Source organism: Pseudomonas sp. SED1 (assembly GCF_034044025.1).
Taxonomy (GTDB): domain Bacteria; phylum Pseudomonadota; class Gammaproteobacteria; order Pseudomonadales; family Pseudomonadaceae; genus Aquipseudomonas.
In genome coordinates, this window is the sequence record NZ_JAXCIS010000123.1 from 46,050 (window position 1) to 66,108 (window position 20,059).

General features: G+C 57.9%; 17 protein-coding genes. 16 read left to right on the forward strand and 1 reads right to left on the reverse strand.

Annotated elements, in window-relative coordinates; all coding sequences use genetic code 11:
• The first annotated feature begins 7 nt into the window (after positions 1–7).
• From SNL23_RS15850 to SNL23_RS15870, 5 genes are read left to right on the forward strand one after another with little or no spacing between them, the layout of a single operon-like run.
• Positions 8–1,258 carry a hypothetical protein gene (locus SNL23_RS15850; protein WP_167665710.1) on the forward strand — a complete coding sequence of 417 codons (1,251 nt, stop codon included), beginning with the start codon at positions 8–10 and terminating at the stop codon, positions 1,256–1,258.
• Complete coding sequence (locus tag SNL23_RS15855; protein ID WP_076014116.1) at positions 1,255–3,207, forward strand: hypothetical protein; 1,953 nt, start codon at positions 1,255–1,257, stop codon at positions 3,205–3,207. Before SNL23_RS15850 ends, SNL23_RS15855 begins: the two co-directional genes overlap by 4 nt.
• A gap of 10 nt (positions 3,208–3,217) precedes the next feature.
• Positions 3,218–3,862 carry an OmpA/MotB family protein gene (locus tag SNL23_RS15860; protein ID WP_167665708.1) on the forward strand — a complete coding sequence of 215 codons (645 nt, stop codon included), beginning with the start codon at positions 3,218–3,220 and terminating at the stop codon, positions 3,860–3,862.
• A gap of 44 nt (positions 3,863–3,906) precedes the next feature.
• Complete coding sequence (locus tag SNL23_RS15865; protein ID WP_318302713.1) at positions 3,907–4,647, forward strand: DUF3944 domain-containing protein; 741 nt, start codon at positions 3,907–3,909, stop codon at positions 4,645–4,647.
• Complete coding sequence (locus SNL23_RS15870; RefSeq protein ID WP_076014119.1) at positions 4,647–5,543, forward strand: hypothetical protein; 897 nt, start codon at positions 4,647–4,649, stop codon at positions 5,541–5,543. The genes SNL23_RS15865 and SNL23_RS15870 overlap by 1 nt, the downstream gene beginning before the upstream one ends.
• Before the next feature lie 52 nt (positions 5,544–5,595).
• On the opposite strand, the gene SNL23_RS15875 is transcribed toward SNL23_RS15870, so the two are convergent.
• Complete coding sequence (locus tag SNL23_RS15875) at positions 5,596–5,829, reverse strand: hypothetical protein (RefSeq protein WP_318302741.1); 234 nt, start codon at positions 5,827–5,829, stop codon at positions 5,596–5,598.
• A gap of 122 nt (positions 5,830–5,951) precedes the next feature.
• Between SNL23_RS15875 and SNL23_RS15880 the strand changes: the two genes are divergently transcribed.
• From SNL23_RS15880 to SNL23_RS15930, 11 genes are all read left to right on the forward strand, one after another.
• Complete coding sequence (locus SNL23_RS15880) at positions 5,952–6,824, forward strand: WYL domain-containing protein (RefSeq protein WP_318302714.1); 873 nt, start codon at positions 5,952–5,954, stop codon at positions 6,822–6,824.
• Between the two features lie 205 nt (positions 6,825–7,029).
• Positions 7,030–11,622, forward strand: coding sequence for an RHS repeat-associated core domain-containing protein (locus SNL23_RS15885; protein ID WP_318302715.1), 4,593 nt, complete (start codon positions 7,030–7,032; stop codon positions 11,620–11,622).
• Positions 11,623–11,625: 3 nt separating this feature from the next.
• The gene (locus SNL23_RS15890; protein WP_318302716.1) at positions 11,626–12,261 is read left to right on the forward strand and encodes a hypothetical protein; all 636 of its coding nucleotides are present in this window, start codon (positions 11,626–11,628) and stop codon (positions 12,259–12,261) included.
• Positions 12,262–12,321: 60 nt separating this feature from the next.
• Positions 12,322–12,630, forward strand: coding sequence for a hypothetical protein (locus tag SNL23_RS15895; RefSeq protein ID WP_318302718.1), 309 nt, complete (start codon positions 12,322–12,324; stop codon positions 12,628–12,630).
• 61 nt (positions 12,631–12,691) lie between these two features.
• Positions 12,692–13,081 (forward strand): hypothetical protein, encoded by a 390-nt coding sequence (locus SNL23_RS15900; RefSeq protein WP_318302719.1) that lies wholly within the window; start codon positions 12,692–12,694, stop codon positions 13,079–13,081.
• A gap of 231 nt (positions 13,082–13,312) precedes the next feature.
• Positions 13,313–13,504: a hypothetical protein gene (locus tag SNL23_RS15905; RefSeq protein ID WP_076016674.1), complete on the forward strand. Its 192-nt coding sequence runs from the start codon at positions 13,313–13,315 to the stop codon at positions 13,502–13,504.
• Positions 13,505–13,582: 78 nt separating this feature from the next.
• Positions 13,583–14,722, forward strand: a complete 1,140-nt coding sequence (locus SNL23_RS15910) for a Fic family protein (protein WP_318302720.1) — start codon at positions 13,583–13,585, stop codon at positions 14,720–14,722.
• An 88-nt stretch (positions 14,723–14,810) separates the two neighbouring features.
• On the forward strand, positions 14,811–15,053 hold the full coding sequence (locus SNL23_RS15915) for an exodeoxyribonuclease VII small subunit (protein ID WP_003209964.1): 243 nt from the start codon (positions 14,811–14,813) through the stop codon (positions 15,051–15,053).
• Positions 15,050–15,937 carry a (2E,6E)-farnesyl diphosphate synthase gene (ispA, locus tag SNL23_RS15920; protein ID WP_318302721.1) on the forward strand — a complete coding sequence of 296 codons (888 nt, stop codon included), beginning with the start codon at positions 15,050–15,052 and terminating at the stop codon, positions 15,935–15,937. Before SNL23_RS15915 ends, ispA begins: the two co-directional genes overlap by 4 nt.
• A 110-nt stretch (positions 15,938–16,047) precedes the next feature.
• Positions 16,048–17,946, forward strand: a complete 1,899-nt coding sequence (gene dxs / locus SNL23_RS15925; protein WP_318302722.1) for a 1-deoxy-D-xylulose-5-phosphate synthase — start codon at positions 16,048–16,050, stop codon at positions 17,944–17,946.
• A gap of 141 nt (positions 17,947–18,087) precedes the next feature.
• A complete protein-coding gene (locus tag SNL23_RS15930) occupies positions 18,088–19,953 on the forward strand; it encodes a TonB-dependent receptor domain-containing protein (RefSeq protein WP_318302723.1) in 1,866 nt (621 codons plus the stop codon).
• Positions 19,954–20,059: the final 106 nt, after the last annotated feature.

The following is a 20,059-nucleotide window of genomic DNA, read 5'->3' on the forward strand; positions in this document are numbered from 1 at the left end:
CAACGTCATGGGAATTCTTTCAAAAATGTGGGGCGGCATCAAAAAAGCTGCCTCGTCGGCCTGGGAAAAGACTAAGGAAGTAGCCAGAGAAGCTATCGGCTTGATGGCAGAAAAGGCTGAGACGTTTGTCGGCACAGTCAAAAGCGTCTGGCAGAAGGTGAAGCCCTTTATTGAAAAGGTCGTACAGCCGGCTCTGAAGCTCGCCGTGCAATGGACTTCGGCCGCGTTGCCCGCCTTTCCTTGGGTCGCCGGAGCCATCGCGGCCTTCGACAAAGCGCTGGATGCCTTGGTGGCCTGGGACAAGACCGCCATGGCGAAAAAACTCGATGCCGCCATTCACTGGGTCATTCAGAGAGCCAAGGACCTGCACGACATAAACCTCAGTAAAGAGGAAATGGCCACCGCGGCAGAACACGAAGCAACCTTCCGCGAGGCCCGCAGCGAGGTGCGCGGTGATGCCGCCAAGGCCATCGACCTGGCCAGCCTGATTACCAGCTATGCACAGCTCAATACGCGCATCACTCACGTCATGGAAAACAACAACATTGAGGACTTTGAGCACTACCTGCGCTTGCGTGCCGCGCAAAAATTGCTCAAGGACACCGAAAAACGCCTGATGCTGGCGCAAGACATCCACGTTATCAATGCCGACGACCTGTTCCTGATGGAGATCGGCGCCGAGCTGCTGAAGAAAACTCCGAGCATCAGCGACGCCGACACCCAACGCCTGGACGAAGTCATCTACGCGCGCTTCCAGCAGAAGTTGATCCCGTTCGTGTTCGAAGAAATGATCATGGCCTGGGGCTGCAACCTGGACACCATGGAGCAGGAATGGAAAGCCCAGAGCCAAGCCATCGCCAAGGATCAGGTGCTGCTGCGCCGTCTGGAAATCGGCCAGCGTCTGTCTGAACTGGATGCTGAAGAGGCCGCGATACTGGCCGACCTGCAGGCCAAGGTGCCGGCCCTCAAAGCCCAGATGGACAGCAAGCGCAAACGCGCCAATGAAATGCGCAGCTACGTGTTTGCCGCCGAAGGTTTCCTGCAGATGCTGGAAAAAAATCCCGAGGATTTCGCCGACAAGGAATACCTGCTCGAAGACAGCAGCGCAGCCGGGATGATCATCATCGAGTGTGCCCAGCACGGTAAGCAATGGGAGGAGCTCAGCGAGTCCGAGCAGTTCCTGATCATCGATTTCGCCAATATCTTTGAGGAAGCCAGTCGCGCCCGAGCGGCCAGGCTGGTCGAGGTGGTGGCGTGAAGTTCGACGAAATCATCGCGTTCCTGATCCCGGGAAACGACCCCATACAGCTGTTTTTTGGCGGCCTGTTTCTGATCCTGATCGCCGCGACGCTGATCGGCGTATGGCGTGGCGCTACCTCAGAGTCCTGGGAAAAGCGATGGAACGGCAACGGTCAAGTCGATGACTTGGACGTGGAACACGGCTCGGTCAATGAGATCAGTGCTGCCGTGGCCAGCCCCGGCGAAAAGCTCGCGGACATCATGCCCGGCATCCTGCTGATCCTGGGGCTGCTCGGTACGTTCCTCGGCTTGGGTATCGCCCTGAACAAGGCCTCGACCATCCTGCTCGAAGCCAATGCAGGGGGCGGCATGGACAATGCCATGGCCAACCTGATGGGCATGATGGAAGGCTTGGGCACCAAGTTCAAAACATCCACCTGGGGCATCATGGCTTTCCTGCTGCTCAAGGCGTGGTCGGCCCGCAATGGCTACGAGGAGCGACGCCTGCGTTGGTGTGTCGGCAAGATGAAAGCCGCGTTCGACTTCAGCCGCCTGGCACAACAGCAGGAACGCCAGCAAACCCAATATGCACTGATCGAGGCCTTGGGCAGGATTGACCAGACACTGGTCAGCCAAGGGCAAGCAAATCACGCGTTGCTTGAAACCCAATGCACACTGAACAAGCATTCTGGCGCCATCCAGGTTGCCACTCACAAGGCTGTCCAGACATTGCAGCAGGCCCTGGTGCCCGAGATGCAGGCCCTCAACGCCAGCAACGCCCAAGCTCGTGATGCGCTGCAAGAGACGCTGACTCACCTGCATCAACACGGCGTCACGCTGGGTGCGACCCACTCGGCCATCCAGGACCTGCAACAAGCCCTGTTGCCCGAGGTGCAGACGCTTAACACCAGCAATAACCAGGCACGCGATGCCCTGCTGGAAACCGTCACGCATCTGCAGCAACACGGCATCACGGCGAGCGCGACCCACTCCGCAGTTCAGGATCTGCAGCAAGCCCTGCTGCCCGAAGTTCAGAACCTCAACACCCACGCCGAGCAAGCGCTGGAGGCTTTGCGCGACACCGCCAGCACTCAGCAACAGAACAACGAAGGGCAGAAACAACAGCTCAAGGCCGCCCATGCCGCGCAAAAAAGCCTGGAGCATATGGAGGCCAATATCAGCAACCTGGCAGCGATTTCCGAGGCGGCCACGCAGATGGCCGGTGCTGCCAGCGATGTGGGCCTGTCAGCCAAGGAACTGCAGTCGGCTATCGGTGGTTTCAAGGATGGTGTTGCCGATGTACTGGGCAGTATCAAGCAAGACTTGGGCAGTACCATCGGCCAGATGGGAGACAGCTTCACAGACAATATGGCCACTATGTCCGCGACCATGGCCAACGCCACCGGCGGTATTTCAACAGCCGTCACCAACCTGTCCAGTAGCGTCGGCCAGACGATGGACAAGATACAGAAGTCAAACGAAGACTCGATGGCAATCCAGAAGAATGCCCAAATCGAATTCCTGGGGACCAGCGAAAACCTGAACATAAATATTGGGAGCATGACCGACCTGGTCGGGGACCTGCGTGAACGCATTGTCTCTGGGCTCAAGGCCGTGTCGGAAAGCAGTCGGGGCATGATCGCCGTCAACTCTAAATTCCAGGACGTCACTGAAAAAGCCGCCCGTAGCGCCGTCGCAATCGAGGAACTCGTCGCTGAACTGCAAAAGCTCCAACACGCCAGCCCCTTGCAACCGGTAATGGATACCGTCGCAGGCCGGGTCGAGATGATCGGGCATAGCCTGCAGCGCCTGGACGAGCACCTGCTCGCACTCAAGTCGGCTGCCGACGACGAGCGACAGTTACACGCGATTGGCCAACTGCAGGCCCCGCTGCAACGGATTGTAGAGCGGCTTGAAAACCCCGCCCCGCGCCTCAAGCCCTTGAGTCTCAGTGCCGTAGAGGCGTGAAGGTTTCCCCATGAAAGACAAACCAAATGAATGGGTGTCCATCGCTGACCTGATGGCCGGAGTCATGGCCGTGGTCATGTTGCTACTGGTGATGTCGGTGCTGCAAAAGACCTACTCCGACCTCAAGCACAAGCAGGAGATGGAAAAAAGCAGCACCTCACAACGCGAAAAGGTTGGCGCGATTCTCAGCCAACTCAAGGCCTCGCTGGAAACCAGTGATAACGACGGGTTGGTTGTGCTGGACATCAACGCGCAGAAGATGACCTTGCGGGACGGTATTTTCGGCCGCGGCAGCGCCTGTGTCACTGATCAGGCCAAACTGGCGTTCGCCAGTATCGAGGCGCGTATCGCTGACTTCCTGGCCACCTTCAGCAGCGGAAAAGTGTATATCGAAGGCCATACCGACAACTTGCCCGTATCACGCCCAGTGACCAACTTCGAGGCGTTTTGCACGGTATACGACGACAACTTCACTCTGTCCGCCGCACGCGCCCGAGAGGCCCGCAAGTTGATCATCGGCGACCTCGACACGGCCAGCGCAAAACGCGTGGTGGTGGCCGGCTACGGCGACTCCCAGCCCATTCCCGGCATCGCCCCCGAGGACGCACAACAACGGCGTATCGAAGTGCGCTGGGTGATTCAGGAAGATCGCTAGGCAGGCTTCACCCCACTTTTCACTACAGACAAAGGATTACAGCAATGGGTATCACCTACCGACCGGATGATGACCTGGCGTTTCTCCAGTACTGCACAGAGGACGACATCCGCCAACTGGCCAAGTACCTGATGTTCGATGACGACGGCGAAAAACGCGTGGCCAGCGAGATTGCCGACGACCCGCAATTCAAACAGCTTGAGGGACAGCCGAACCAATGGCGCCAATGCTGGAAGTTGGTCGCCGGTGAGCTGCAGCATTTTGCCGGTGACTCCATCGTCAACCTGTTCCGCCGCCAGGGTGTTTTGTACCGGGAAATGCTCAGCGACGTCTGCGACAAGGCAAAAGCCAAATACGACAGTAAAGCGTCGGCCTATGACATCGAAAACACGCTGATCGAACGGCTGGTCGCACAGTCCTGGGACAGCATGTCCGATGCTGAAAAACACAAGGCCATGGAATCGATGAACCTGCCAGACGCCATTGATTCGATGCCGATAGTGGCCATCATCAAGGCGATCAGCTCAGGCGGTAAAAGCTCGTTCGAGTGGTCGGCGTGGCTCGCGACCTCCGCGCGCCAGTTCTTCGGTAGCGCTGCCGCCATGGGCGCAGGCGGCGCCGCTGCGTTGATAGGCGGGCGCGCCGTGGCCGCTTTCGCAGGGCCGGTAGCGGCGTTGGCCATTACCATTCCGATGTTCAGCGGCGCCGCCTACCGAGTCACGATTCCGGCGGTTATCCAGATCGCCTACATGCGCCGAAAATACGAAAAAGAGGACCGTTTCTAATGCAAGCTGCCGCCGACCTGCTGCAAAAAATCTGGGTGCTCGATGAGTCCGCCTTCTCCAAAAAACTGCTGGATGCGCTGGCACAGGGCAAAGCCGTCATCCATGACGGCGTGGCCTACTGGAAAGCAGGCAGCGGCGAGACCGGCATCATCCAGCACTTGCCGTTCAAGGAGACGCTGATCAAGTCTGCTGAAGAGGCGATCAAAGCCGCACAAATGACCACGGTCCTGGCTGCGGCTGCCTCGACGTGCGTGATCCTCGGCGCCCTGATCATCCAGACCAAATACCTGGCCGCCAAGCTCGATAAGATCCAGAGCACTGTCGACGAAATATCCAAAGACCTGCACTCGCAAAACATCATCTACTACATGGACAAGGTCACCGACTACATCGGCGCCATAGAGGTCGCCCGTACGCTGCTGAAAGACCGCAGCCTGGCCCATGAAATCAAGGAAGTGGCCTACCCGCTTCTGGCCACGGCAGCCGCCAAGCGCAACCACGCATTGTCGTTCATCGATAACATTCTGAACCTTGCGCACAACAGCAACGAGCTGACCAACAAGCACTATGAGCTGGTGGTTAACTTCGCTCACATGATGCTGGAAATCATGCCGCTGGGCATGCACACCGAGTACCTGCTGGCCGCTCGCGTCGGCAAACCGCAGTTGGCACAACAAATTCTGGAGGATGGTTCCGAGCGCTATCAAGGCGCTATTGGGCTCTATAAAGGCTTCCTCAATGACCAACATCGCCAACTGGTCCGCGGCAGCATCGGCGATAAAGCTGAAACCTTCCACCGCATCGAACACCGAGCCAAACAGCTGATCGACTCGGAAGAAAACCGGTTGTTACTGTCGCTGCCCAACGGTCGCATGGCGGTGCTCCAGGCTGCTTAATGTGGCTCCAACCCCAATCGCTTGCCCGCAAGCGATTGGGGTATACATAGCCTCACGTGACCTCAAGCCTTCCTCGCAGCTCGGCCACCCGCGCCCTTTCCGCCCGCAACGCCCGCTTTAACTCACGATTCTCCATCTCCCGGATCTTCGCCCAGCGTGTCGCGGTGCGACAGCCCATCACAAACTTCCAGATCTCCCGAAGCCGCAGGTACTGCATCAACAACACCAGCAGAATCACACCGATCAACACCAACGCACTTGTCGAAATCAACTCCGACATACCCATGTCCTTTTTCCTTTTTTTAGCTTCGGGCAATCCCGAAGACAGCCACACGATATGTAGCCTTTGATTACAGGTCCATACTGTGGACAGATACAGGTAAAGTAATGGCACACATGGGAGGGGTCATGAAACGCAAGCAATCCATTGAGCAAGTACGTTGGGACCTGGCACTTCGCTATCGCTTGATCGAGACAGTCGCCTGGTGGGAAGGGCGCCTGACCACGGGGCACTTGATCCAAAGCTTCGGCATCAGCCGGCAGCAGGCGTCGAAGGACATCAACACGTACATCAACGAGCATGCGCCCCGAAACTTGACATATGACAAGCAGCTCAAGGGCTATGTCCCGAGCAAACTGTTCAAGCCAAGGTTCATCGACGACAGCGCCAGCGCCTATTTGCACCTGCTGTACCAGAACAATGAACGAGCGCCGCACATTGAAGGGCTGGCGTTGGCCTATGCCCATTCCAAGGTGTTGGAAGTGCCTGACCGCAGCATTCGGCCACAGATTTTGCGCCCACTGCTCAAGGCCTGCCGCGAGGGGCTGCGCCAGGAAACCGAGTACGTTTCCCTGGCCAACCCGGAGCCGGAGATTCGCCTGATTGCGCCTCATACCCTGGTGTACACGGGCATGCGCTGGCATGTGCGGGCTTACTGCGAGAAGAACCGTAAGTACCGTGACTTTGTGCTCAGCCGCCTGAGGGGCGAGCCGGAGTTGCTGGACAAGTCGGAAAACCTGATCGACGAGGACACGGTCTGGGAGACCGCAGTGGACCTGGTGATAGCACCCGACCTGCGATTGTCGCCGACCCAGCGGGCGATCATCGAGACGGACTTCGGCATGGTCGACGGGCAGTTGGTAATCCCTAGTCGCCAGGCGCTGGTGAAATATGTCCTGCAGCGTTATCAGATCGATCCGAAGAACCTGGACCCTAAACCCGAAGCCCAGCAGATCGTGGTGAAGAACCTGCAAGAGCTGAAGCCGTGGCTGTACGATTGATCGACACCGGCTCCTCCCCGGCGCAATGCTGGGGAGAACGCGGTAATCAATAAGCTGAATCGCCGTTTTACGTAGTGCCGGGCAGCGGCTCGACACGGAAAAAATCTCCCTCCCCGTAAGCCCAATCTGATTTTGCGGACCACTCGTCCAGGCCCTAGTTTGCTGTTGCAGACTCCGACGCCTCCTCTTTGCAGAGACGTCATGGATGACTGCTTCTTCGTCCCACATTGCCCATATCGAACACGAACTGGATGGCTTTCATCGGAGCCTGGCGGTGTATCGCCAGCAGATGAGCGCCTGGTATTCGCAGGCGTTGGACAAGGTCAGCCATGCGACAGATTTGCCGTCGCTGCTGGGAATGGACCGAATCATTCGGGTGGGGGATTCGAGCACGTCGGTGAGCATGACCGATGACAACTTCTCGACGGTAGTGCGCTGTGAGGTGGGTGGCGTACTGGAGATCGAGAGCAAGTTCGAGTCGGTGTATGACGTGCCGCTGGGAGGTATTCCGATTGAGGTGATTGGGCTGGATGACGGCAGTTCAACCGTGGTCATGCTCGATGAACAGGGGAAAGGTTTTCACCACTGCGTGGCTGGCAAGCGTTACCGGGTGCGGGTGCAGGGTGGGGTTTCGCAGGAGCAGGTCGAGGCGCTGTTTTCGTCTTACGACGGTTTGACTGCTGACCTGGAAAGTTGGCTGCGCAAGGAATGGAGTGGGTTTAAGCCGCATTGGGAAAGGTCCACTTCGAGTGCGATTGGCAATGGCGTGCTGGCGGGAAGTTGGGCGGCGATCACCGGGGTGTGGGACGCCATCAAGCAGGTGCAGGAGATCTTCAAGGACCCCGGCCAGCTGTTTGAAAGCCTGGGGGCGAAAGCCAGCGAATTGAGGGAGATGGCTCGCACTGCGCCAAAGGTGATGGAACAGGCCATGTTGTTGGCCAGTGATGAAGCGGCGCTGTACCTGATGTTGCGCACGGCGATGATTTGGCTGTCTGCGCTGCCGCCGAGTGAGGTTGCCGGGAGTACCGCCGAGGCGGTGGCCGGGTTTGTGGTGTCGCTGCTGATCGACTTGTTGGTGGCTGCGTTGCTGACGGTTGTTTTGCCGGCGGCGGGCATCGCTTATCTGAGTTCACGTGCGCTCAGGTATGGCGCTCGGATTGTTGAGGCAGCCATTGAGTTTGTGAAGGGTATTTTCGGAGTTCTTCAGAGCTTTATTGGGGCAGCGAATCGCTATAAGGCCGTGGCGGTTCGGGGCGCTGTTGAGGGTTTGAAAAAGGGTGGCGTGCAGATGCGCTGGGGGCCGCGTCAGAACACGGCGGTTCGCGAGAAAGCGCATGTCGATGACGTTCCCTCCTCTGCGAAGAACCCCGGCGGTGACGCGGCCGCTCCCGCAGATAAGACCGCAACCAATGGCTGCCCGGTTTCGATGGTTACAGGGGAGGAGCTGCTGACCCTCACAGACGGCTCGTTGGAAGGTGTGCTGCCGTTTGCCTGGACGCGGTTGTATCGCAGCAGTGCAGTGGAAGTGGATTGCGGGTTGGGGTTTGGCTGGAGTAATTCGCTGGCGCAGCGGTTGGTGGTTAGTGGCGAATCGGTGGTATGGACCGATCACGAAAACCGCAGCACCACCGTCCCCCTGCCCTCTGCTGCGCGGCCGGCCATCACCAATAGCCTGGCGGAAGCAGCGATTTATCTGGGCGCTTTGCCTGATGAGTTGGTACTGGCTCAGGCCTCGCTTTTCTACCATTTCCGCAACGGTGTGCTGACGTCGATCAGCGATGCGTATGACAACCGGCTGCGCATTTCCCGCGACTATTCAGGACGGATTCAGCGGATCGATAACCACGTTGGCCAGGGATTGCTACTGCGGTATGACCGTGGACACATCGTTGCGGTCGACTATCAAGTGCAGCGGGAACTCGGCTGGGTTACCGAGCAAAACGTTGTTGCCTATAAGTACGACGATGCGTGGCGGTTGGTTGAGGCGACCAACGCGGTAGGCGAAAGCGAGCGTTATCGCTACGACGATCAACAGGTGATCCTGGAACGGGAACTGGCCGGCGGGGCGAGTTTCTTCTGGGAGTGGGAAAGGTCTGGCAAGGCTGCAAGGTGTGTCCGGCACTGGGCCAGCTTTTCGCAGATGGACACGCGGTATGTGTGGGACGACAACGGCACCGTCACCGTGCACAACGCCGATGGCAGCCAGGAAGTCTACGTTCATGACCAGCGCGCACGGCTGGTGCAGCGGACCGATCCGGACGGCGCGCAGCACTTCAAATCCTACGATGAAAAAGGCCGCCTGACGGTCGAGCAGGACCCGTTGGGGGCGGTGACGGCGTATCAGTACGACGAAGCCGGTCGGTTGATTGCGCTGTTTCCCGGTGACGATGCGCCGACGTCCTACGAGCATGACAACGGGTTCGTACGGGTTGTACGCCGTGGTGACGCGGTGTGGAAATACCAGCGTAACGATCAAGGCGATATCACCCGCAAGACCGATCCGGATGGTAACTACACCGAATACACCTACACCAAACATGGAAAGCTCACCGGCGTCTGGTATCCGGACAACAGCAGCCAGCGGCTGATCTGGAACGAGCGTGGCCAGCTCACCGAAGAGAAGCTGGTGAATGGCGGAGTGCGGCGTTATCGCTATGACGACCTGGGGCGACAGGTGGCTTGCGAGGATGAGCATGGCGCGCTGACCCAGTATCAGTGGGACGCCGTGGGTCGCTTGCTGAAGGTGATTCAGCCCGACGGTGGCACTCGCGAATTCAGCTACAACCCGTACGGAAAAATCACTGCCGAGCGTGATGAACTGGGGCGGGTAACTCGCTATGAGTATGCCGACGGTCTGCACCTGATCAGCCGTCGGATTAATCCGGACGGCACGCAGCTCAACTACCGCTACGACAATGTCCGGCTGTTACTCACCGAGATCGAAAACGAGGCTGGGGAAACCTATCGGCTCGACTATCACGCCAATGGCCTGATCCAGCAGGAAATCGGGTTTGATGGCCGGCGTACTGCCTACGGTTATGACCTTGCCGGGCACCTGCTGGAAAAGACCGAATACGGCGATGACGGCAGTCAGCTGGTTACCGGTTATGCGCGCGATGCTGCCGGGCGCCTCGTAAGAAAAACCCTGCCCGACCGCAGCACGGTTGATTACACCTACGACCGCCTCGGCAATCTCCTCAGCGTCGACGACGGTAATTGGCCGCTTCACTACGAATACGACCTGCAAAACCGCCTCACTGCCGAGCACCAGGGCTGGGGGACGCTGCGCTACCGCTACGACGAATGCGGGCAACTCAACTACCTGCGCCTGCCCGACAACAACCGCCTGGCCTTTCACCACGACAAAGGCGGCGACCTTGCCACCATCGAACTCAACGGCAACCTGCTCACCTCGCACCTGTTCAAATCCGGCCGTGAACACCAGCGCCAGCAAGGCCAACTCCTCAGCCACTACCACTACGACGACCAGGGCCGCCTGCACGCCCACGCCATCACCCAACAAGAACAACGCCACCAGCGCCGCCAATACGACTACGACAAACGCGGCAACCTGACCCGCATCCTCGACACCCGCAAAGGCCAGCACGACTACCACTACGACCCGCTCGACCGCCTGACCCGCGCCAACCACGAGCAAGACCTGCAGGAACGCTTCGTCCACGACCCGGCGGGCAATCTGCTGATGCAAGACCGCGTCGGGCCCAGCGTCGTCAAAGGCAACCGCCTGTTGATGCAAGGCGACCGTCATTACGACTACGACGCCTTCGGCAATCTCCTGCGCGAACGCCGGGGCCGGGCTCAACAGTTGGTTACCGAATACCGCTACGACTGCCAACACCGGCTGATTGCTGTCATCCAGCCGGACGGTACCGAGGCCGCATATCGCTACGACCCGTTTGGACGGCGTATCGCCAAAACCTTAAAAGGCCAGACCACCGAGTTTTTCTGGCAAGGCGACAAGCTGATCGCCGAGCACAGCGTCGATCACCACCAAAGTTACCTCTACGAACCCAATAGCTTTCGCCCATTAGCGCTGCTTAAAGGCTACGGCCCGGAAGACGTAAAACCCTTCCACTACCAACTCGACCACCTCGGCACCCCACAGGAACTCACCGCATCCGACGGCGAAATCGTCTGGTCCGCCCACTACCGCGCCTACGGCCAAATCGCGAAGCTGGACGTCAATACCCTCACCAACCCGCTGCGCTTCCAGGGCCAATACTTCGACCCGGAAAGCGGGCTGCACTACAACCGCCATCGCTACTACAATCCGGACATTGGCCGCTATCTGACGCCCGACCCGGTGAAGCTGGCGGGCGGGCTGAACGGATACCAATACGCGCCCAACCCGACGGGGTGGGTGGATCCGTTGGGGTTGAGTACCTGCCCGGGTGGGGATGGATGTAAGCCGACGCACCGCGCTGAAGACCCCACGAGCAAAGCCAAGGTAAACGAAGGCGACGTAGAGCCGCCTAAAGGATCCGATAGTAAGCTCTCAAGAAATGGGGCATTCAGGAGGGCAAAAAAAATTGCAGGAATTCAAAAAAATCAACTACCTAAACATGTGCGTCGAGAAACAATTACGGATCAAGACCGTTACACTCAAGGAAGGGTATATGTTTTTGAGTTAAAGAATCGGATAATCGAGATTCGCGAGCACTCTTTAGGTCATACAAAAGGCAATCATGGTCCACACTTCAACACTGAGGTGCTCATAAATGAACGTAAAGCACCCCTAGCCATTGGCGACGACTCGCACACATATTTCAAGAGATAACGAATGAACACGGTATTTATATGTGAGGACGGCATTTATCCTTGGGATCAGGTCATCCACAGTTACGACAAGGACTTCCTGACACTCACCTTACTTAATCACGAAATCAAAGAAGCTTGGCCTTCGTGGTGCAAGCTTGAGTTTTTACTCAAGGAAAAGTGGCCATTCACGGTAAGATGGGGCACGTATGGAATAAAGCCATACAGCAAAACTATGGAATATGTGACTATAAAGGAGTTTTCAAAAAAAGCGGGACCTGGAGATATTTTACTGAAAAATGAAGTAACGTCGGTATATTCCTACATACAACAATTAAACACGCCCTCTACGGAAACAGACCCATCAACGCTGGGTAGCGCTTGCAATTCAATACGACTGATGATACAAAACGAAAGAACCGCTGAACTCTCGCAAAGATTAAGCGCTCTCGATTACATATTAACCACAAATGATTTCAGACTAATATTATTCAACAGTTCGACTTTATCTATCCGATTCTTTAATGGCGAGACTTACGGGGCCATTCAGTTAATATGTCACTCAAAACATAAAAACCTCATCCTATCCAAGATAAATGAACTAGAAATAAAAGAAATAACAAGAAGCGACATTTACGAATATATGCAGAGCCCTTCATAACTCTAAGCTCCATAAGGCAAAACGCTCATCCAAACATAAAATCCATGGAAGCAAACAACAATGCTAGAGCAAAACAAAAATATAGCACTAACTGGAATGGAAGCACTGAAAGTGTTATCGGAAATTGAGTTCATACTTATTTCCTTGCGCGACATGGGTAGTTTTTATGCGGACAAGCCTTTTGCTCTGGAAGAGTACCGAAAAGAAACCACCGACTTTATCGACGACTTCGGCATCACAACGCGGCTCGCTCAGATCCGTAATATAATATCAAAACATTTTGACGATACTCTTGGAGAGGACGATATGGATGACATAGAAAGGCATATGGTTGGATTAGAATTTTGGAAGCCTAAATCCTATAATTAACCCGTCAGGGGTCGCACTTAAAATGAGAGCCTCTAATAAATTTACCAACGCGATAACAACAATGAACTACTTAGAAAAAGAAAGCGACGAGACTATAATCACCTTAAATATAGAAGCCAAAAAGCTGAAAACTAACGAGGTCGACTTACTGATTAAATCTCTTAGCGAGAGATTTTTTACAACCAAACAAAAAGCGCTTGACCCTAGTAATCTCAATATAAAAAACGAGCAACACAATCCAAATTTCTGGAAGGAGATACCAGATCTGATTCATAGTGGAACGCTGATTTTAATTGTTTTTGACTCATCCCACAGAGCATGGAGGGTAGGCAGCGCCAACAATCTTGCTAGCATTTTAGCTGAAACAACGGGTTATCCTTTCTGGGTCACTGACCAAGACCAAACATTCGTCACCAACATGGATGACCATGGCTGCGTAAGCTGGGCGTAGTCTGCTCATAGTTAATACCAGCGGTCAGCCATGGAGCTAACCGCCCTTCTGGTGACAAATCCTCACCCCCTCTACCATCCCCCCACTTCAACTATTCCCCCAAAAACGCCGCCCTGCCATGCCATGCACGGCTCCTCTGGCGCAACCTCGGCCCGCTCTAGCGCCGTCACCGCAGTGAACTCCTTGCGTACTTCACCCGCCGGGTAAACTGCCGCGAAATCGCCAACGACTATGCATGACGCCTTCATCCACCAGATCAACAGCGAAGTCGCGAAGATCGGCGACGTTCGCGCTTTTCTCTATCGCATCGCCAATAACCTAACCATCGACCACTCCTGGCGCAACCGCGTGCGTGACATCAACGGTGACCAAGATTGCCCTCACCCGTCGCATCTTGATCGTACGCGGCTGACTGGACAGTGAGCCGAATAGCTCACACAATCGGCTCACCAAATGAGCCGAATAAGCCTTCTATTCGGCTCACACACCGAGCATACCTACATGGATCACCCATACTGGATCTGGCAACAACCCGACTGGCCGCACTTTCACTGGCAACCAGAGCGCCTTGCAGCGTTGTTGCGAGAGTGCACGCAGGCGCAAGGAAAGTTGCTGGGCATGCTGGGTTCGGTCAGCCAGGCACAGAGTTCAGAAAACGAACTGGATGCGTTGCTGCAAAACATTCTGACCTCCTCGGCAATCGAGGGTGAGCAACTGAATGTGGGCTCGGTACGTTCCTCTTTGGCCCGACGCCTGGGCCTGGAGCAATTGCAAGAAGGCTCCGTGAGCCGACGTAGCGAGGGTTTGGCTGACTTGATGCTGGACGCCACGCAACAGTTTGCTCAACCGTTTACCCTCACCCGTCTATTCAACTGGCATCGATGGTTGTTTCCCACCGAGGAAACCCGTCTTTCCACGCACGGGTTGAACGTAGGAACCTTAAGGGGCGATGAGCCCATGCAAGTCGTGTCGGGACGACTGGACCGACCCACTGTGCATTTCGAGGCCCCACCCCGCCAAGGGCTAGAGCAGTCGCTGGACGATTTCATCGAATGGTTTGAAGCCAGCCGGAATCATGCGGCCCTTGACCCATTGCTGCGTGCAGGCCTGGCGCATTTCTGGTTCGTCACCCTGCACCCCTTCGATGATGGTAACGGTCGTCTGACGCGGGCTATTACTGACCTCGCGCTTGCCCAAGCCGAGAACCAAGCGATCCGCTTCTACGCGATGTCGGCGAGCGTCCTTGAAGACCGGGCGGGCTATTACCGTGCGCTGGAAACCCGTCAAAAGGCTACGCTGGATGTCACCGATTGGCTTGAGTGGTTCCTGCAAACACTGCTTCGTAGCCTGCAACAGGCGATGATGCGGATTGACCGGGTGCTGGGCAAAAGCCGCTTCTGGCAACAGCATCGGCACCACGCACTCAGTGCCGAGCAGACTAAAGTCTTGAATCGCTTGCTCGACGGTGGCGAAAAGGGCTTTGAGCACGGGATCAGCGCGGCTCTGTATCAGGCTGTGGCCAACGTGTCCAAGGCCACGGCGACGCGACATCTGGCCGATCTTCTGGAAAAAAACTGCCTGGTTCGACTACCCGGCGGCGGCCGCAGCACCCGCTACCAGATCAACACCCAAGGCGATTGATTTCCAAGGCAAATCCCCCCACTCATTTGCCCCAATCCCCCATGTCTGCTAGTGTCGCGCCGGTTTACCGTCTACCGGAATAGCCGCCATGGCCCGCAAAAAAGTTGCACTCGATTTCGAACAATCCCTCGCCGACCTGCAAACCCTGGTCGAGCGGATGGAGAACGGCGAGTTGTCGCTGGAAGACTCGCTGACGGCGTTTGAGCAAGGCATCGGCCTGACCCGCGACTGCCAGAGCGCCTTGGCGCAGGCGGAGCAGAAGGTCCAGGTGTTGCTGGAGCGCGATGGGGAGTTGGCCGAAGAACCTTTCGATGCGGAACAGCCTGAATGATCGACGCTTATCAGGCCGGCAGCCAGGCCCGGGTCAATGCTGCGCTGGAACCGCTGTTTGTCGCGCCTAGCCCTGAATTGACTCGCCTGTATGAAGCCATGCGCTACAGCGTGATGAATGGCGGCAAGCGCGTTCGTCCGTTGCTTGCCTATGCGGCCTGTGAGGCTCTCGGTACGCAAGCGGAAGAAGCCAACGGCGCCGCCTGTGCGGTGGAGTTGATCCACGCTTATTCCCTGGTGCACGACGATTTGCCGGCGATGGACGACGACGATCTGCGTCGCGGCCAGCCCACCACCCATAAAGCTTTCGATGAAGCCTGCGCGATTCTCGCCGGTGACGGCCTGCAAAGCCTGGCGTTCAGCGCTCTGCTGGACCCGCGCCTGAGCAGCGTCAACGCCGAGATCCGCCTGCGTATGGTTACCGCGCTGGCATTGGCAGCGGGCCCGGCCGGCATGGTCGGCGGCCAGGCGATTGACCTGGGCTCGGTTGGCCTCAAGCTCGATCAACAAGCCCTGGAATATATGCACCGCCACAAGACCGGCGCGCTGATCGAAGCCGCCGTGCACCTTGGCGCCCTCGCCAGTGGCCGTGCCGAAGCCGCGCAACTGGCGGCGCTGCAAACCTACGCGCGGGCCGTTGGCCTGGCGTTCCAAGTGCAGGACGATATTCTCGACGTTGAAAGTGATACCGCAACCCTCGGCAAACGCCAGGGCGCAGATATCGCACGAGACAAGCCGACTTATCCTTCGCTGCTCGGCCTGCAAGCCGCCAAGGCTTACGCCCTGGAGCTGCGGGACCAGGCACTGGATGCCCTGCGACCTTTCGACGCGGCTGCCGAGCCACTGCGTGACCTGGCGCGGTATATCGTCGAACGTCGCCACTGACAGCAGCGGCCTTTTCCACCGCATATCAGCCAAGTTCGGCGCTCTGCGTGGGCAGTTTGCGATGCTTGAGGTAAACTGCCGCCTCTTCTATACCTATAACGATTCGCCTGATGCCCACGACGTTCCAAGAGATTCCCCGCAAGCGCCCGGCCACGCCCCTGCTGGACCGTGCCAACACGCCAGCCGGTCTGCGCCGCCTGGGTGAAGCCGAGCTGGAAACCCTGGCCGATGAGTTGCGCCTGGAGTTGCTCTATACGGTCGGCCAGACCGGTGGGCATTTCGGTGCCGGCTTGGGCGTCATTGAGCTGACCATCGCGCTGCACTACGTGTTCGACACCCCGGACGACCGGCTGGTGTGGGACGTGGGTCATCAGGCCTATCCGCACAAGATCCTCACCGGACGCCGCGAGCGCATGGCCAGCCTGCGCCAGAAGGACGGCATCGCGGCCTTCCCGCGCCGCTCCGAGAGCGAGTACGACACCTTTGGCGTCGGCCACTCCAGCACCTCGATCAGTGCAGCGCTGGGCATGGCGATTGCCGCCCGCCTGCAGAACAGCGATCGCAAGGCGATTGCGGTGATCGGTGATGGCGCGTTGACCGCCGGCATGGCCTTCGAGGCGCTGAACCATGCGCCGGAAGTGAACGCCAACATGCTGGTTATCCTCAACGACAACGACATGTCGATCTCGCGCAATGTCGGCGGCCTGTCGAATTACCTGGCAAAAATCCTCTCCAGCCGCACTTACGCCAGCATGCGTGAAGGCAGCAAGAAGGTGCTCTCGCGTCTGCCCGGCGCGTGGGAAATTGCCCGTCGTACCGAAGAATATGCCAAGGGCATGCTGGTTCCCGGCACCCTGTTCGAAGAGCTGGGCTGGAACTACATTGGCCCGATCGACGGTCACGACCTGCCAACTTTGATCGCGACCCTGCGCAACATGCGTGACCTGAAAGGCCCGCAGTTCCTGCACATCGTCACCAAAAAAGGCAAAGGCTTCGCCCCGGCGGAAGTCGACCCGATTGGTTACCACGCGATCACCAAGCTTGAACCGTTGAACGCACCGGCTGCTGCGCCCAAGAAAGCCAGCGGGCCGAAGTACTCCGGCGTGTTTGGTGAATGGCTTTGCGACATGGCCGCCGCCGATCCGCGCCTGGTGGGTATCACCCCGGCGATGAAGGAAGGCTCCGACCTGGTAGCGTTCAGCGAGCAGTTCCCGCTGCGCTATTTCGACGTAGCGATCGCTGAGCAACACGCGGTGACCTTCGCCGCCGGCATGGCCTGTGAAGGCGCCAAGCCGGTAGTCGCGATCTACTCCACGTTCCTGCAACGTGGTTATGACCAACTGATTCATGACGTCGCGGTGCAGAACCTCGACGTGTTGTTCGCCATCGACCGTGCCGGTTTGGTAGGCGAAGACGGCCCGACCCACGCCGGCAGTTTCGACCTGTCGTACCTGCGCTGCATCCCCGGCATGCTGGTGATGACCCCGAGCGACGAGAACGAACTGCGCAAGATGCTCAGCACCGGCCACCTGTACAACGGCCCGGCAGCGGTGCGTTACCCGCGGGGCAATGGCCCGAATGCGGTGATCGAGAAAGACCTTGAGCCTATCGAGATCGGCAAGGGCATCGTCCGTCGCCAAGGCAGCAACGTTGCCTTGCTGGTGTTCGGCGTGCAGTTGGCTGAAGCCTTGAAAGTGGCCGAGAAGATCGACGCCACGGTGGTGGACATGCGTTTCGTCAAACCACTGGATGAGGCACTGGTACGCGAGATCGCCGGTAGCCATGAGCTGCTGGTGACCCTCGAAGAAAACGCCATCATGGGCGGCGCCGGTGCGGCGGTCAGTGAGTTCCTGGCGCGGGAAAACATCCTCAAGTCGGTGCTGCATCTGGGCTTGCCGGATGTGTATGTCGAGCATGCCAAACCGGCACAGATGCTGGCCGAGTGCGGGCTGGATGAAGCAGGGATTGAAGCTTCGGTTCGTCAGCGCATGGCCCTGCTGGGTCTGTAGAAACGCGATTAAAAATGTGGGAGCGGGCTTGCTCGCGAAAGCGGTGGGTCAGTCAACAGATGTATTGACTGACACGGCGCCTTCGCGAGCAAGCCCGCTCCCACATTTGTTTATGCCAACTTCAAATGCTACGGACAGTCCATGAACCGCCTTCGCTTTGCCCTGCCCCTTCTGTTATTGCCAGCCACCGACCTGCTCGCCGACAGCTTCGAACGCGACGAAGCCCTCAAGCTGCCCGACGTGGTGATCAGCGCCAACCGCCAGGTGCAGGCGCGTAACGACAGCAGCGCCGCCAACACCGTCTTCACCCGCGACGACATCGACCGCCTGCAACCCACCAGCGTGACCGATCTGCTGAGCCGCGTGCCCGGCGTACAGGTTTCACAAGCCGGTGGCCGTGGCAGCCTGGCGAGCGTTTACATTCGTGGCACCAAGTCGGCCCAAAGCCTGGTGTTGGTCGACGGGCAGCGCATCGGCAACTCGACTTCCGGCGACAGCAACCTGCAGCACCTGAACATCCAGCAGATCGAACGGGTGGAAGTGCTGCGCGGTTCGCGCTCGGTGATCTACGGCAGCGATGCGATTGGCGGGGTGATTCAGATCTTTACCCGACGCGGCAGCGAGTCCGGCCTGCAACCCCGCCTGCATGTGGGATTTGGCAGCAACCAGACGTGGGAGCGCAGCCTGGGCCTGTCCGGCGGTGACGAGAAAACCCGCTTCAACCTCGGCGCCAGCCTGGATGACACCGCCGGGATTAATCGCACATATGCCTCGTACCCCAGCGACCGCGACCATGACGCCTACCGCAACCAGTCCACCAGTTTCAGCCTGAGCCATGCCTTCAACGATGACCTCGAAGCCGGGGTGAACGTGCTGGATAACCGTGGCAAAAGCGAATTCGACAACTCGTTCTCCCCGCAAAAGCCCTATTCCAACTTCACTGTGAGCAGCGTCAGCAGCTATGTCGACGCACACATCAATGAAACGTGGAAGTCACGACTGGAAGCGGGCCACAGCGAGAACCGCGAAGAAACCCGGGACAAGCTCAGCACCGAACGCAGCGTGTTCAACACCTACCGCAACTCGCTGAACTGGCAAAACGACCTGACCCTCAATGAGCAGAACAGCCTGATCCTGGGGGGCGACTGGTACGAAGATCAGGTCAACAGCAGTGCCCTGCTCAATGAGGACAGTCGCTGGAACCGGGCTGCGTTTATCCAGCACCGTTTCCAGGCGCAATCTTTCTCCACAGAACTGGGCCTGCGCCGCGACCAGAACCAACAGTTCGGCGGCCACAACAGCTGGAGCGGCACCTTCACCCTGCCGCTGAACCCGGACAATGATCTGTTGCTGAGCTATAGCGAAGGCTTTCGGGCGCCAACGTTCAACGACCTCTATTACCCGGATGACCTATACGGGATAAACAGCAACCCGAACCTCAAGCCCGAAACCTCGAAAAGCTACGAGATGCAGTGGCGAAGCCAACTCAATGACACGAGCCGACTGGAAGCCTCGTTATATAGGACCGACCTGAAGGACGCGATCGTACTCAACGGACACGTCCCACAAAACGTCAGCTCCGCACGCATCAACGGCTTCGAGGCGGCGCTCAAGCAAGAGCTGTTCGGCTGGCAAAGCAGCCTCGGCATTGCGCTGATCGACCCACGGGACCGCGACACCGGGCGCACACTGGCGCGTCGGGCCAAACGCACCTTGAGCCTGGACCTGGATCGTCAATTCGATCAGTTCGGCGTCGGTGCCAGCTGGCAAGCGGTGAGCAGCAGCTACGACGATGCGGCGAACCAGCAACCCATGGGCGGCTATGGCTTGCTCGGTCTACGGGGAAGTTGGGCGGTAAATCGTGAGATCAGGCTGGAGATGAAGCTCGATAACCTGCTGAACAAAGAATACAGCCGGGCGCTGTATCAGTATCAGGGCCAGCAATATGGCTATCGGGAAGAAGGCCGGGCGTTGATGTTCGGGGTGACCTGGAGCCCGGAAATCTAAGGCGCCGGCACCGGCCTCATCGCGGGCAAGCCCGGCTCCCACAGGGGGCCGTGTTTATCCAGACAACTCGGTCAAATGTGGGAGCTGGCTTGCCTGCGATAGCGGT